This window comes from Agrobacterium fabrum str. C58, assembly GCF_000092025.1.
Classification (GTDB): domain Bacteria; phylum Pseudomonadota; class Alphaproteobacteria; order Rhizobiales; family Rhizobiaceae; genus Agrobacterium; species Agrobacterium fabrum.
Genome location: NC_003063.2, coordinates 1,115,184 through 1,128,647 on the forward strand (window position 1 = coordinate 1,115,184; position 13,464 = coordinate 1,128,647).

At 59.4% G+C, this 13,464-nt stretch carries 12 protein-coding genes, 1 tRNA gene and 2 pseudogenes; 5 read left to right on the forward strand and 10 right to left on the reverse strand.

The features are described from left to right. The first annotated feature begins 11 nt into the window (after positions 1-11). Positions 12-998: a beta-ketoacyl-ACP synthase III gene (locus ATU_RS18675; protein ID WP_010973495.1), complete on the forward strand. Its 987-nt coding sequence runs from the start codon at positions 12-14 to the stop codon at positions 996-998. A gap of 36 nt (positions 999-1,034) precedes the next feature. Here ATU_RS18675 and ATU_RS18680 read toward each other — a convergent pair whose 3' ends face one another. Both ATU_RS18680 and ATU_RS18685 read right to left on the reverse strand, forming a co-directional pair. Further along, entirely contained in the window at positions 1,035-1,928 is an 894-nt protein-coding gene (locus ATU_RS18680; RefSeq protein ID WP_006313706.1) for a DMT family transporter, read from the reverse strand. A gap of 43 nt (positions 1,929-1,971) precedes the next feature. Beyond that, positions 1,972-2,373 carry a tautomerase family protein gene (locus ATU_RS18685; RefSeq protein ID WP_010973496.1) on the reverse strand — a complete coding sequence of 134 codons (402 nt, stop codon included), beginning with the start codon at positions 2,371-2,373 and terminating at the stop codon, positions 1,972-1,974. Positions 2,374-2,464: 91 nt separating this feature from the next. On the opposite strand from ATU_RS18685, the gene ATU_RS18690 reads away from it, so the two are divergent. Beyond that, positions 2,465-3,307, forward strand: coding sequence for a LysR family transcriptional regulator (locus tag ATU_RS18690; RefSeq protein WP_006313708.1), 843 nt, complete (start codon positions 2,465-2,467; stop codon positions 3,305-3,307). A 60-nt stretch (positions 3,308-3,367) separates the two neighbouring features. On the opposite strand, the gene ATU_RS18695 is transcribed toward ATU_RS18690, so the two are convergent. Both ATU_RS18695 and ATU_RS18700 read right to left on the reverse strand, forming a co-directional pair. Next, a tRNA-Gln gene (locus tag ATU_RS18695) sits at positions 3,368-3,441 on the reverse strand. A 122-nt stretch (positions 3,442-3,563) separates the two neighbouring features. Then, complete coding sequence (locus tag ATU_RS18700; protein WP_006313709.1) at positions 3,564-4,001, reverse strand: Lrp/AsnC family transcriptional regulator; 438 nt, start codon at positions 3,999-4,001, stop codon at positions 3,564-3,566. 129 nt (positions 4,002-4,130) lie between these two features. Here ATU_RS18700 and rocF point away from each other — a divergent pair, with 129 nt between their 5' ends. Both rocF and ATU_RS18710 read left to right on the forward strand, forming a co-directional pair. After that, the gene (rocF, locus tag ATU_RS18705) at positions 4,131-5,051 is read left to right on the forward strand and encodes an arginase (RefSeq protein WP_006313710.1); all 921 of its coding nucleotides are present in this window, start codon (positions 4,131-4,133) and stop codon (positions 5,049-5,051) included. Positions 5,052-5,064: 13 nt separating this feature from the next. Further along, positions 5,065-5,625 (forward strand): annotated as a pseudogene (locus tag ATU_RS18710) (ornithine cyclodeaminase); the annotation flags it as partial. Between the two features lie 26 nt (positions 5,626-5,651). On the opposite strand, the gene ATU_RS18715 reads toward ATU_RS18710, so the two are convergent. Continuing rightward, on the reverse strand, positions 5,652-7,190 hold the full coding sequence (locus ATU_RS18715) for an IS3-like element ISAtu3 family transposase (RefSeq protein ID WP_010972061.1): 1,539 nt from the start codon (positions 7,188-7,190) through the stop codon (positions 5,652-5,654). A gap of 36 nt (positions 7,191-7,226) precedes the next feature. Between ATU_RS18715 and ATU_RS18720 the strand changes: the two are divergent. Beyond that, a pseudogene (locus ATU_RS18720) lies at positions 7,227-7,754 on the forward strand (Rossmann-fold NAD(P)-binding domain-containing protein); the annotation flags it as partial. Here the strand turns inward: ATU_RS18720 and ATU_RS18725 are convergent. The 5 genes from ATU_RS18725 to ATU_RS18750 all read right to left on the reverse strand — a co-directional run bounded on the left by ATU_RS18725 (position 7,751) and on the right by ATU_RS18750 (position 13,275). After that, positions 7,751-8,635, reverse strand: a complete 885-nt coding sequence (locus tag ATU_RS18725) for a DMT family transporter (RefSeq protein WP_010973497.1) — start codon at positions 8,633-8,635, stop codon at positions 7,751-7,753. The pseudogene ATU_RS18720 and the gene ATU_RS18725 overlap by 4 nt on opposite strands. A gap of 358 nt (positions 8,636-8,993) precedes the next feature. Continuing rightward, positions 8,994-9,986, reverse strand: coding sequence for an inositol 2-dehydrogenase (gene iolG / locus ATU_RS18730; protein ID WP_010973498.1), 993 nt, complete (start codon positions 9,984-9,986; stop codon positions 8,994-8,996). 226 nt (positions 9,987-10,212) lie between these two features. Then, positions 10,213-11,457 carry an adenylate/guanylate cyclase domain-containing protein gene (locus tag ATU_RS18740; protein ID WP_010973499.1) on the reverse strand — a complete coding sequence of 415 codons (1,245 nt, stop codon included), beginning with the start codon at positions 11,455-11,457 and terminating at the stop codon, positions 10,213-10,215. Positions 11,458-11,683: 226 nt separating this feature from the next. After that, positions 11,684-11,914 (reverse strand): helix-turn-helix domain-containing protein, encoded by a 231-nt coding sequence (locus tag ATU_RS18745; RefSeq protein WP_010973500.1) that lies wholly within the window; start codon positions 11,912-11,914, stop codon positions 11,684-11,686. A 245-nt stretch (positions 11,915-12,159) separates the two neighbouring features. Further along, positions 12,160-13,275 (reverse strand): RHE_PE00001 family protein, encoded by a 1,116-nt coding sequence (locus ATU_RS18750; protein WP_010973501.1) that lies wholly within the window; start codon positions 13,273-13,275, stop codon positions 12,160-12,162. Positions 13,276-13,464: the final 189 nt, after the last annotated feature.

Genomic DNA, 13,464 nt, shown 5'->3' on the forward strand with positions numbered 1-13,464 from the left:
AAGTCCTGACAATGCAGACACGTTCTTCCCGCATGGCCGGTTTTGGTCATGCCGTTCCGGCCCGTTGCGTCGACAATGCCGAAATAGAGGCCAGTCTGGGGCTGGAAGCCGGGTGGATCGAGCGACGGACCGGCATTCGCTCCCGTTATTGGGCGGAGGCGGGCGACACGCTGAGCGGTCTTGCCGAAAGGGCTGGCCGGATGGCGCTGGAGGATGCGAAGATCAATGCCGATGACATCGCGCTGACGCTGCTTGCCACCTCCACGCCGGATCATCTTCTGCCGCCTTCCGCGCCACTGCTTGCGCATAGGCTGGGTTTGACGCGCTCGGGTGCGATCGATCTTGCCGGGGCCTGTTCCGGGTTTCTTTATGCGCTTACCCTCGCGGATGGTTTTGTCCGCACCTACGGCCGCGCCGTCCTCGTCGTCGCCGCCAATATTCTCAGCCGCCGCATCAATCCGGCGGAAAGGGCGAGCGCCGTCCTGTTTGCCGATGCCGCCGGTGCCGTGGTGCTGACCCCGTGTCCGGAGGTGAAACGGGGGGTGTTATCGGCCGATCTCGTTGCCGATGGCAGCGGTTACGATCTCATCCAGATCGCGGCAGGCGGCAGCAGCCAGCCCTTTTCTGCCGGTATGATTGCAGAAGATGCCCTGATGACGATGCGCGATGGCCGGGAGGTTTTCTCTCGCGCCGTGGCGCTGATGACAAACACCTCTCAGCGCGTGCTGCATGAGGCGGAACTGACCGCAGCCGATATCAGCCGTTTCGTGCCACATCAGGCCAATGCCCGCATGTCCGACGCCGTTTGCGGTAATCTCGGAATCGAGCGGGAAAAGACGGTCCGCACCATAGGAAGCTTCGGCAATTCTTCCGCTGCTACCATCCCGCTTTCGTTGTCCATCACCAATGCCGAGCGGCCCCTTGCGGGCGGCGAAACCCTGCTTCTGACGGCGGCGGGTGCAGGCATGACGGGCGGGGCGGTGGTTTATCGCGTCTAATCTTGCGGCTATCGCAATGAGGTGACGCGGCGCGTTTCAGCGCCAGAACACCAGCGCCATGCCGATAACGACGAGCGCGGCTCCCACCCATGCGCCGGATGCCGGCCGCTCGCCCGTTCGCAGCCAGAGCAATGGCAGGATGATGACGGGTGTTGTTGCGGAGAGCGTCGAGACAATGCCGACCTTGCCGCCGGACAGCGCAAAAAGCAGCAGCGTCATGCCGAAACCAAGCCCGATGCTGCCGGTCAGCACCGTCCGCAGGAAAATGCTGACGGTTAACGACCCATTGGGTTTGACGGCTTTGATGGGGAGCATCGTCAAGGCGGTAAGGCAGATGGCGGCGACGCCGACCCGCAGCATGGAGGCGGCAATGGGATCGACCCCCGATGCCATGACCGGTCTTGCAATGAGGGAACCGACCGCCTGGCTGAGCGCTGCGAGAAGGCCGAAGAGCACGCCTAGCCAGAGCGGCCCCTTCACGCTTTCCCATGCGTGCAGCTGCGACTTGCGCTTGCCGAAGAGGATGGCGAGCAGAACGCCCGCAAGGGTGAGGCCAATACCGGCGACGGCTGTGGCGGAAAGCTGCTCGCCAAGGATGGCCCAGCCAAGCACGGCGGCGATCGGAGCATTGAGCGCAAACAGGATTCCCGAGCGCCGCGGCCCCAGCCGGTTCAGGCAGGTGAAAAGCAGCGTATCGCCAACGAAGATGCCGATGAAGCCGGACAGCAGCAGCGCCCACAACGCGTCCGGCTGCAAATCCCGCCAGGTTCCCGATGCGAGGACGTAAAGACCGAGCACCGAGGCGACGAAAAGCTGCCTTGTCCGGTTGAAGGCGAGCGCGCCAAGATGTCCCGCCGGGCGGGCGGAAATAAGTCCTGTCATCGCCCAGCAGGTTGCGGCGCCCACGGCAGCCAATTCATAGATTACCATCTCGTTCCACTGCTCCGCGGGCCTGCCTGATCGTCTCGCCCTATCATACGTGCTTGCGCGCCCATCGCTGGTTCTGCGTTTGCCCGCCATAACCATAGGCGTCGCCATCCACGGCGTGGACCAGCACATAGCTTGCTTCGTGCACCGGGCCAAGCAGCCTGTTCATCTCTTCATAAACGCGGCGCACCCATTCGGTCGTCTCGTCCTTTATGTTGGTGTGATCGGTAATCGAGACCTCGACATAAAATGTTGCGACCTTCTGTTCGGCGACGCTCGATCCGGCAATAATCCAGTCAGCGGGATCGGCACTTTCGACGAGAACGGCGGTAACCGCCGGGTCCTTGTGTAGGGTTTCAGCGGTCAGCCGGGACAACAGCGCTGCGACTTCCAGTTTTGGATCGGCTGTATTCTGCGGTCTGGTGTAACGCGCTTTGATCATGGGCATGGTGTCATCTCCTTGTTGCCGAAAACCAACTTGCGCAGATTTCATCATAATGAGAAGATAATGATTATTATTCCATTCATAGCGATTTCATATGATTGACCTTGAAAGTGTGCGCCTCTTCATTCTCTCCGTCGAACTGGGCAGCCTGACGAGGGCGGCCGAAGCTGCGGGGACCGTGCAGCCCGTCGTCAGCCAGAAGCTGAAGATGCTGGAGCAGCGTCTCGGCAGACGGTTGATAGACCGCTCGCCGCGCCACCTTCGGCTGACGGAGGATGGGCAGGTATTTCTGCCCAAGGCGCGCGAGCTGCTGGCAAAACATGAGGACGCGCTGAACTTTAGTGACGAGCCGCCGCTGCATTTCGCGCTGGCGGCCAGTGATCACGCGATCGGGAGCCGCCTTTCGGCAGCGATAAGAGCGATGCGCGCATCGCTGCCGGCCAATGCCGTTATCGACGTAACCCTGGGATTTTCCCGCCAGGTGAAGGAAAGCTTCGCGTCCGGCCTGGCCGATGCCGCCATCATCCGTCGCAATGGCGGCGGGTCCGACGGCGAAGTGCTGCGCACCGACAGGCTCGGATGGCGTGTGGCTCCGGACTGGCGACCGCGCGCCAACAGCGCCGTTCCGCTGGTGTCTCTTGGGCCGGGATGTGGAGTCCGGGATATTGCAATATCCGAGCTTGGAAAGGCCGGCGTGGTCTGGCGGGACGCATTCACTGCCGGAAGCTGCTCGGCGCTTCTCGAAGGGGTGCATGCCGGTGCAGGCATCGCCGCCCTCGGCGACATCAGCGCCCGAGGCCTGCCTGACCGCGGCGCCGAACTCGGCCTGCCACCGTTGCCACCCTCGGACATCGTTCTTCTGTCCCGTGCGCGGACACCGTCTCACGCATCGGCCATCAGGGCGCTTGTCGCTGCGGTATCAGGCGCGGGCGATTAGTGCCAAAATGATATCAGGCACGAGGGGAAAATCGAGGATTTAAGGGAATTTAGGGAGGATTGGCTGGGGAACCTGGACTCGAACCAAGATTAACGGAGTCAGAGTCCGTCGTTCTACCATTGAACTATTCCCCAAAAGCCTGAAGCGCGCTGCCGCGTTCGCTTTGGTGGGTCGTCATATAGATGATTTATTGCGGCGCGCAAGTCGAAAAAATCGAAAAATGCGTTTTATCCCGCTTTTGCGTTCCCTCGCCGGGTCAGAGTCTTGCGCGGGTGGAGCGGGGGGTGGAGAGCAACAGGCTGGTCTCGCTGCCGGTGATGCCTGGCACGAGGCGGATGCGGCGCAGCACGGCGTCGAAATCGCTGAGGGTGGCGGCATTCAGTTCCACGATCAGGTCCCAGCGGCCGTTGGTGGTATGGATTTCGGAGATTTCCGGAAAGCCGCCGAGGGTGCGGATGACGCGGTCCGTCACATGGCCTTCAATCTCGATCATCATGATGCCGCGGATCGCGGCCTCCACGGCATCCGCACGCAGGATGACGGTATAACCGATGATGGAACCGTCATTTTCCATTTTTTCGATGCGCGCGCGAACCGTCGCGCGCGAGGTTTCCGTCTCCACCGCCAGATCGGAAATGCTGCGTCGGCCATTATGGCGCAAAAGCGTGATGAGGCGTTCGTCGAGAGTGTCCATTATGCCATTTCGATAAAAGAATTTTACCAGAATGGTAGATCATTTCGATAATATTGCCAATATTTAATGTTCATTCTGCCATGTCTCCATGGTCTAGTGCAACGATCGGTTGGGAAAGCGAGGACGGGAATGGATATCAGGCTTGTTGGTGCGCCGTTGCAGATCGGGGCCGGGCAATTGGGCTGCGAGATGGGGCCGAGCGCCTATCGTGTTGCGGGGCTTGCCCATGCTCTTGAAGAACTGGGGCATAGGGTGGTCGATACCGGCAATGTGATGCCGGCGCCGCTCAGGGAATTCTGCCACCCCAACCCGGCCGTGCATCATCTCGCCGAAACCGTGGCCTGGACCGAGGCGCTGACGGAGGCTGCCTATCGCGAAAGCGCGGATGCCGTGCCGATCTTCCTCGGCGGCGACCATGCGATTTCGGCCGGAACCGTGGCCGGCATGGCACGCCGGGTGGCGGAAACGGGCCGGCCGTTTTTTGTGCTCTGGCTGGATGCCCATACCGATTATCACACGCTGGAGACCACCCGCAGTGGCAATCTGCACGGCACACCGGTCGCTTATTTCAGCGGGCGTGACGGTTTTTCCGGCTATTTTCCGCCGCTTTCCCATGCCGTTGCGGAAGAAAATATTGGCATGATCGGTATTCGCAGCGTCGATCCCGCCGAGAGGGCTGCGCTGGAAAAGAGCGGCATCACCGTTCATGACATGCGTTCGATAGACGAACATGGGGTTGCCGTTATACTGCGCGAATTCCTGGCGCGGGTTCAGGCGGCAAACGGGCTTCTGCATGTCAGTCTCGATGTGGATTTTCTCGAACCGTCCATCGCGCCCGCTGTCGGCACCACGGTTCCGGGTGGCGCGACCTTCCGCGAGGCGCATCTGGTCATGGAAATGCTGCATGATAGCGGGCTGGTCTGCAGTCTCGACTTGGTGGAACTCAACCCGTTTCTCGATGAGCGTGGCAGGACGGCGACCCTGATGGTGGATCTTGCCACCAGCCTGATGGGCAAACGCGTCATGGACCGCCCGACGCGGGCCGGTTGATAGGAGTGATGCGATGACCGTGATACCAAATCTCAATATCGTGCCCTTTGTCAGCGTCGATCACATGATGAAGCTGGTGCTCAAAGTGGGGATCGATACGTTCCTGCGCGAACTTGCCGAAGTGGTGGAAGAGGATTTCCGCCGGTGGCAAAGCTTCGACAAGACGCCGCGCATCGCCTCGCATTCGAAGGAGGGGGTCATCGAGCTGATGCCCACCAGCGACGGCACGCTTTACGGCTTCAAATATGTCAACGGCCACCCGAAGAACATGAAGGAGGGCCGCCAGACCGTGACGGCCTTCGGCGTGCTTTCCGACGTCGGCAACGGTTATCCGCTGCTATTGACCGAAATGACGATCCTGACGGCGTTGCGCACCGCGGCCACCTCCGCCGTTGCGGCGAAATATCTCGCCCGCCCGAATGCCCGCTCCATGGCCATCATCGGCAATGGAGCGCAGAGCGAGTTCCAGGCGCGCGCCTTCAAGGCCATTCTCGGCATCGATACGCTGCGGCTTTTCGATATCGACCCTTCCGCCAGTGAAAAATGCGCTCGCAATCTGGCCGGGCAGGGTTGGGGGTGCGGATAAAAAGTTGGACTGCTTTATAATTTCAGGCCGAGGCTCTGACGATACTCGACGGGGCTGAGTGATCCCAGCGATATCTTGATACGCTTCTCATTGTACCATCGGATGTAGGCGTCCACCTCGGCGACGAACTGTTCGATCGTGATTGCCTTCCAGTCGCGTGGATAGAAGAGCTCAGTTTTCAACCGACCGAAGAACCCTTCGCACGCGGCGTTGTCTTGCGAGCATCCCTTTCGGGACATCGAACGAACCAGTCTTGCTTCGCTGATACGGGTTAACCAGCCGGGCCATCGATAATGGGCTCCTCGATCAGAATGGATGATAGGCCGTTCCTCGCCGTTGGCGACGGTCCCGATGGCTGCATCCAGCATGGTGTTGACGAGACCCGCATCTGGTTGGGTTCCGATGGACCAACTGATGACCATTCCGTCAAAGCAGTCGATGATGGGCGAAAGGTAGACCTTGCCAGCTGGGATCTGGAACTCGGTGATGTCTGTCAGCCATTTCACGTTCGGCGCGTCTGCATGAAAGTCGCGATTGATCAGGTTTTCGGGTGCCGGACTTATTTCTCCCAAGTATGATCCGAAACGCCGTCGGCGCGGTCTGGCTACGGCCAAGTGCTCCTGCTTCATCAAGCGCTGGACAACCTTTTCCGAGACGATCACGCTCTTCCTGGCCAGTGACGCCTGTAGTCTGCGGTAGCCGTAACAACGACGGTTCGCTTCAAAAATTTCCGCAAGGCTGAGGCGGACGGCGGCATACTTGTCTGCCAGGCACATACGGGCGCGATGGTAGAAGTACGAGCTTCGGGCAATTCGCAGTTGGGCAAGCAGCTCTGGCAAGCGATAAACTTCCTTGAGGGCGTCAATCAGCTGTGTCTTCTCCCGATTACTCAGGATCAGCAGATCGACGCCCAGACCTTTTTTTAATAGTTCGTTGGCCTTTTTCAGGAGATCATGTTCGAGTTGCAACTGGCGGACATCGCGTTGGAGGGCTTCAAGCTTTCGCTCGAGTTCTTCACGTTCAGGCACCTTGGGGTTGGCTTTGCGGCGTTTCATGGATGAAGAAGCCTCATGACCGAGTAACTGGTCTTTCCAGCTATACAATGTCGGTCTCGAGACGCCCAGACGGTCAGCTACCTGCTGAGCACTTTCATCTCCACTGCATAGTCCGATTACCCCCGCTTGCCGGACCTCCTCGGAATAGCCAGGGTGCCACGATCGACCGACCATTGATGTCCGCGCCTCCGGAAAAGCCTCACGAACCCATGCGGTTAGAGTTCCTCGACCGGGATAGCCGAGCGCCCTCATCGTCCCAGAGATGCAACGATCATGGGTGCGAAAGTGCTCAAGTGCCGCCTGCCTCTGAGCCTCTGAATATTTTGGCGCTCGCGCTACCGGCTGAGTACGCAGGTCGAGATGCTGCACATACTCGCGATACCAACCCCTCAGCGCATTCTTGGTGGGATATCCCAGCTGGCGAATGGTCGTGTTAAGCCGCTTGCCCAGCCGGATATAAAGCTCAACCGCTCGAAGTCTGTCTGCGTAGGAATACATGAACTACCTCCTGGTGGTCCAAGTTTTCGTCCGCACCCCCGTTTTGCCATCGAGATTTGCGGCTCTGCCGAAGAGGCGGTCGAAGGGGCTGACATCATCACCACGGTCACGGCCGACAAGCAATATGCGACGATCCTGACCGACAACATGGTCGGGCCCGGCATCCACATCAATGCCGTCGGCGGCGACTGCCCCGGTAAGACGGAACTGCACCGGGACATTCTGCTGCGATCGGATATCTTCGTCGAATATCCGCCGCAGACGCGCATTGAAGGCGAAATCCAGCAATTGCCGGCGGATTATCCGGTCACCGAGCTCTGGCAGGTCATATCAGGTGAAAAGCAAGGGCGGGCAGGCGACAGGCAGATCACGCTGTTCGACAGCGTCGGTTTTGCGACGGAAGATTTTTCGGCGCTGCGTTACGTGCGCTCGAAACTTGCTGCCACCGGGCTTTATACCGAGCTTGACCTGCTGGCCGATCCGGACGAGCCGCGCGATCTGTTCGGCATGTTGCTGCGCTGTGAGGCAGCTCTTGTTCAAACCGGTGATCGCCAGCAGGCCTAATTCGCTTCCCGGCGGTTCCTTCGCGCAACCACATGCTCGCGCCAGATGGTGAAGAGGCCGGCGGCAATAACGATGGCTGCACCAGTGACCATATTGGACGTCACCACCTCGCCATAGATGGTGACGCCGATAATGGAGACCAGCACCAGCTGGTAATAGGAAAAGGGCTGCACGGAGGCTGCGTCCGCCAGTTCGAACGCCTTTATCAGGCAATAATGGCCGCTCATGCCGGTAATGCACAGCGCCAGCATCCATCCCCAATCCTGCGGCGCAAGGGGCACCCAATAAAACGGGCCGACCAGCGTCAGTGCTGCTGCCCCGGCCACGCCAGTATAGAAGAAGCTGGTCATGGCTGAATCGCTCTTGCTGCCGAGGCGCGTCAGGACGCTGTAGAGCGCAAGCATGAAGGCGGCCACGAAGGTGATGATCAGCTTGTTGTCAAAACCGTCGCCATCCGGCTTGAGGATGACGAGAACGCCGATGAAGCCGACGAAAATGGCGCACCAGCGCCGCCAGCCCACATGTTCTCCCAGCAAAGGCATGGACAGTGCCGCAACGATCAATGGTGCGGAGGCGAGGATGGAATGGCTATGCGCCAGCCCGACGACGGCGAAGGAGAAGATGGAAAAAACGATCTGCACGGCAAGCAGCACGCCACGGCTGATCTGTAGCCAGGGACGGTTTGCCATGACGGCGCCCCGGATGCCACCCGCCGACCTTGCAGCCATCAACAAAACGAAGACGGCGAAAGCCCAGTATCGCAGCATGGCGACGAAGACGGGCGGATAGGCGCTGCCCAGATGTTTCGATATGCCATCCTGCGCCGCAAAGATTGTGAAGGCGACAAGCGCATAAAGAAAACCGGTCTTGGCTGATGGCATAAGAAAACCGCTATCCGACTGCCGCCGGCAAAAGAGTATTGGGGGTGAATGAGGTGGGTGTCGACCATATGTTACGGCCGAACCTTGTCAGACAACCTTATTTTCTGAATAGCTGCCATGCAAGTCCGGACGCCGGCTTTTTAGAAGGGCAAATTGCCGGCTCGGGCTGTGCTACGGAATTCTTGGGGCCAATAATGGCAATGAAAAATCGTGGCAATCACGCCTACGTCATCCTCGGGCTTGTCCCGAGGATCTGCAAGTAATTGATTTTATTCAATGTGATCAGATCCTCGGCACAGGGCCGAGGATGAGAGAACGGCAGCCTTCGCCGCCGATTCGGTACCATGCTTACAGCCTCTCAGCCGATCGTCACTACCGTCTTCGAGGTTGCGGATTTTAGCGCCGCATCGGCAAGTTTCAGCGCGATCAGGCCGTCCTTGATGGAAGGTGAAGGTGAGACATTGTTTTCGATGCTGTCGATGAAGGCAGCGATTTCCGCCGCATAGGCCGTCGTGTAACGCGTCATGAAGAAATCATGCAGCGGCGGGCGGGTATAACCGTCCGCATTGGCGATCTCGATGGAAACCGGACGCTGGTTTTCGGCCGCTGCCGAGCCTTCCGAACCATGCACCTCGATGCGCTGATCGTAACCATAGGTCGCGCGGCGCGAATTGGAGATGATGGCCTGCCTGCCACTTTTTGTCGTCAGGATGATGCTGGCGCTGTCGAAATCGCCAAGCGCGCCGATCTCCGGATTGACGAGAACCGAACCGGTTGCGAACACGCTTTCCACTTCCTCGCCGAGCAGGAAACGGGCCATGTCGAAATCATGAATGGTCATGTCGCGGAAAATACCGCCGGAAACCTTGATATATTCGGCCGGCGGCGGGCCGGGATCGCGGCTGGTGATGGTGACCATCTCCACCTTGCCGATGCGGCCGTCTTCGATTGCCTTGTGAACGGCCTGGAAATGCGGATCGAAACGGCGATTGAAACCGAGCATCACCTTCGCGCCGGTCTCTTCCACCACCTTGGCGCAGGCTTCCGCGCGGGCGACATCGAGATCGACGGGCTTTTCGCAGAAAATCGCCTTGCCGGCGCGGGCGAAACGCTCGATCAGGTCGGCATGGGTATTGGTCGGCGTGCAGATGATGACGGCATCGATCGTCTTGTCGGCCAACACCTCGTCGATCGTGCTCACCTTGCACTGCGCCTCGCGGGCGATGGCTTCCGCAGCACCGGCCATGGCGTCGACAACGGCCACCAGCTTCGCACGGCTGTCGGTGGTGATCGCCTTTGCGTGGACCTTGCCGATCCGTCCAGCGCCGAGCAGTGCCAATTTCGTAACCATCTTTCCTCCGGTTTCTCACACCCGTCCCTCACTCCTGGAGAGACAGAATATGAATGCAAGCAATGTTTCGATATGGAATATATGTTCTATTTTGCTAGATCGACATCGCAGATGTGTCAAGCGTTTTGACAGGGGGCGAGGGGGGAGCAGGTCGAGAACGCGAAATCCCCCGCCTTGCCAACAGGCCCTGCGGGGGATTGCGTGACGAAGGGGTCTGGCGACCGGTTCAGAGGGCGATCGTGTCTGTCTCTGGCGGAAGCGCATAGACTTCAACGGGGGTTTCGAGGCCGCGCAGAAGCCAGGGGCCGAGATTTTCGAGCGCGTCGCGGTTCCCGGCCATGCGGACGAATTCTTCGGAGAAAAGCACGTTGCGTCCGGTCTCCTTGGTCAGCGTTTCCAGCCGTGAGGCGATATTCACGGCGGGGCCGATGACGGTGAAATCGAGGCGGGTTTTCGAGCCGATATTGCCATACATGACATCACCGACATGCACGCCGATACCGTAACCCAGGGGATCATGGCCCTTCCGGCAGTTGATTTCATTGAGCGCAACGAGACCCTTCTGCGCGCTGGCGATGGCCTTCAGCAGGTTTTCGCAGGCCTTGGGATCGCTGAGCGGGAAAATCGCCAGCAACCCATCGCCCATGAATTTCAGGATTTCACCACCGGCTTCCTCGATGGGATCGCACATGGCGTCGAAATAGCCATTCAGAAGCTCGATGACATCGTCGCGCGGCCAGAGGTCGGAAATATGGGTGAAATTGCGCAGGTCGCAGATCAGGATCGCCGCGCCCACCGTGATGCCGCTGCCGCGCGTCGTTGCGCCATTGAGGATTTTTTCACCCGCATGCGGACCCACATAGGTCTCGAGAAGGGTGCGCGTCATGCGGTTTTTCAGGCGAATCTCACTCACCAGCGCCAGGGCGGGCAAAAGGTTTTTCAGGGCGAGGACTTCCGCTTCCGTAAAGCCGCCCGGCCTGTCGCTGGAAAAGGTGGCGACATGGCGCTTGCCGAAGGTGTGTTCGATCGGCCAGGCGCAATAATCCGTCAGCCCTTCGGCCCGCAACTCTTCATAGATGGAATAGCCCGGCTCGTCGATTTCCTCGCCGGTCAGCCGGTGGCGGACTTCGGTGGCGCCCTGGTGAATGTCGCTGATCGGGCTATTGAGATATTCGGGCGTATTTTCCGATCCATAGCCGTAGGTGGCGATTTCGGCGGCGGGCAGGCCGGCTTTCCACAGAATGCGCGCGCCGAGCCATTGCGGATGGCGAATGCGGAAAGCAAGCACGCCCCTTGCGACGGAAACTCCGCTCGCCCGCAGCCTGTCGCAAAGCTCCACGAATATCTCGTCGATAAAGCGTTCGTCCTTGGTGCCAGTGACGAGCCAGTCCAGGATTTCGGTCCTCTCCACAGGCCACAATTCATTCACTGCGGAAGAAACCCGTTCTTCGGTGTCAAAGCTTAGTGTCATGGCAGGATTCCGGAGGTTGTTGCCGCTCTCGAACGGGCGCAGTCATGCCGACCATGGTCGCTCGTGAACCCCATGTGGTGCCGGATAACGAAAATGTTAAGAGAGCGCTGCGGAAAATGTTCCGGAAGAGATTTGTGGCCCAAGGCCAAGCGCGCCGCCCCGATGTTCCCGTGAACATCGTCCCCGGCGGCGCTTCAAAGTTTCAGTGACCGTTCGCGGTGGACGATCAGATAACGGTTTCGACAGGAATATGCAGGGCTGCGGCAACGCGGCGGATGCGCAGCGGATCGCTGTCCGTGCCGTCTTCCAGCGCACGGATTTCGCTGGTGGTCAGGCCGCAGGTGACGGCAAGCTGTTCTACCGTATAGCCGGCAAGCGTGCGCGCCATCAGGACTTTTTTTGCAAAAGGAGCATCGGTTTCGTGATCGGAATCAGGTTGTGTAATTGAAATTGTCATTATTGCATCTCCCTCATGGTGGACACTTAAATGCGGGCGGCACAGAAAAGTTGCCGGGCCGAATGCGACCGCGTTGCCGGAGAAGAAATCGTGCTGCAACGCAGCGGGGAACATAGACGCTTCGCCCACCTACGCAATAGTTAAATTTTGTTAAGATTCGTGATCGCGGCATTGCTGCGGCGGTTTTCAAGAAAAAAGGCCTAAGATACTGCCGTTTTCCGGGCCTTTGCAGAGTGCGGTGACGGTTAAAGCATGCCCCAGGCGCGAAAACGACCGCGACCTGTGACTTCCCGCAACTCCAGCTGCTTGGCGAGGCCGATTGCCCCCTGCGGTGTGGTACCGAGTTCCTTGACGATCATCGCCGCCGACACGACCGGCCGCGAGACGACAAGCTCCACCAGTTCGGGCAGCCGCGAGGAGGAGCGCCGGCCAGTCAGTTTACGCATCATGCGCTCCCTTGCGTGGCTCAGCCGGTCATGTTCCTTCAGGCTGGCCTGTGCCGCCTCGTAAAAACAGTCGAGCAGGGCAGAAAGGCGCTGTGTCTGGTTTCTTGCGTGCCGGCGTTCGCGCGGCACGGCGCGAAGACCGATGCTCAGTGCCGGCAGATGATCTGGCGTGACTGTGCCTTCACGCAGGAAGGCGGCGGCCAGAAGCCGCCCGAGCCAGGGGCTGCGCTGCAGCACCTCAATGATGTTCCAGGCATCGAGCAGGACGGCGGTGCGGAGGATTGCCGGCAATTCCTGCGTGCGCGCATGCACATCCCACCATTCTTTCAGCCGTTCATCCTCGTCCCAATCCGGTTCGTTGATGATGTCATGGCTTTCCTCCCTGCGTATCGTCGGAAGCGCGTTGCCGGTGGTGATTGCGTCAAGGGTCGCGGAGCTTCGCGCCAACAGCGCATCCAGCTCGGAAAAGGCGCCATCCAGCGCTGTGTCTTTCACGGCGTCGTTATCCTCCTCAGGTGATCGATCCAAGGTTTCCCGTGGTGGTGCGACGGTCTCCGCACCGGCAGGTGCGATCTTGCCCCTTAACCTCGCGAGGCCGGGCGCGGTGAAGGCCCAGCCGGCCGCATTGGAAAAGATCAGCCGTCTCGATCGCAGAATCCGGTGTGCCGCCGTCATTTCATGGCTGGGTGCCCGCACATCCATATGGGCATCATGCAAGACCAGATCTTCCATATGAACGAGTTCACCATCCACCCACATCGAGGAAATGGCATCGGTGAAATCCTGTCTTTCGATGAAGCCCTGCTTCATCGGCGAGCGGCTGATCCGCTCATCCAGCCGCGCAAGCGCTTCGCCCGCACGGGCGGCGGCGATGAGGAGCTTTTCGATCTGGACGTCAGATATGTCGTAAATCATTGATATTTTTTAGTTTGAGCGTGGGCGGCTTACAAGACGGATCGGAATGGCGTGGCTTTATTTTTCCCGCTATCATGGTCTTCGTCTTGTTGTGCGGATCCCGTGTGGAGGACCGGGGATCAGAAAGACAGGCGCCAACATCGCTTTTCCTGCCCTCTTGCTGCAATGCCGCATAAACTTGCGCATCGC

Bases quoted from the DNA above. Each gene is read 5' to 3' on its own strand.
- ATU_RS18715 (WP_010972061.1), bottom strand. From the start codon at position 7,190: ATGTATTCCTACGCAGACAGACTTCGAGCGGTTGAGCTTTATATCCGG.
- rocF (WP_006313710.1), top strand. From the start codon at position 4,131: ATGGATATCAGGCTTGTTGGTGCGCCGTTGCAGATCGGGGCCGGGCAA.
- ATU_RS18700 (WP_006313709.1), bottom strand. From the start codon at position 4,001: ATGGACACTCTCGACGAACGCCTCATCACGCTTTTGCGCCATAATGGC.
- ATU_RS18745 (WP_010973500.1), bottom strand. From the start codon at position 11,914: ATGACAATTTCAATTACACAACCTGATTCCGATCACGAAACCGATGCT.
- ATU_RS18690 (WP_006313708.1), top strand. From the start codon at position 2,465: ATGATTGACCTTGAAAGTGTGCGCCTCTTCATTCTCTCCGTCGAACTG.
- ATU_RS18685 (WP_010973496.1), bottom strand. From the start codon at position 2,373: ATGCCCATGATCAAAGCGCGTTACACCAGACCGCAGAATACAGCCGAT.
- iolG (WP_010973498.1), bottom strand. From the start codon at position 9,986: ATGGTTACGAAATTGGCACTGCTCGGCGCTGGACGGATCGGCAAGGTC.
- ATU_RS18725 (WP_010973497.1), bottom strand. From the start codon at position 8,635: ATGCCATCAGCCAAGACCGGTTTTCTTTATGCGCTTGTCGCCTTCACA.
- ATU_RS18740 (WP_010973499.1), bottom strand. From the start codon at position 11,457: ATGACACTAAGCTTTGACACCGAAGAACGGGTTTCTTCCGCAGTGAAT.
- ATU_RS18675 (WP_010973495.1), top strand. From the start codon at position 12: ATGCAGACACGTTCTTCCCGCATGGCCGGTTTTGGTCATGCCGTTCCG.
- ATU_RS18750 (WP_010973501.1), bottom strand. From the start codon at position 13,275: ATGATTTACGACATATCTGACGTCCAGATCGAAAAGCTCCTCATCGCC.
- ATU_RS18680 (WP_006313706.1), bottom strand. From the start codon at position 1,928: ATGGTAATCTATGAATTGGCTGCCGTGGGCGCCGCAACCTGCTGGGCG.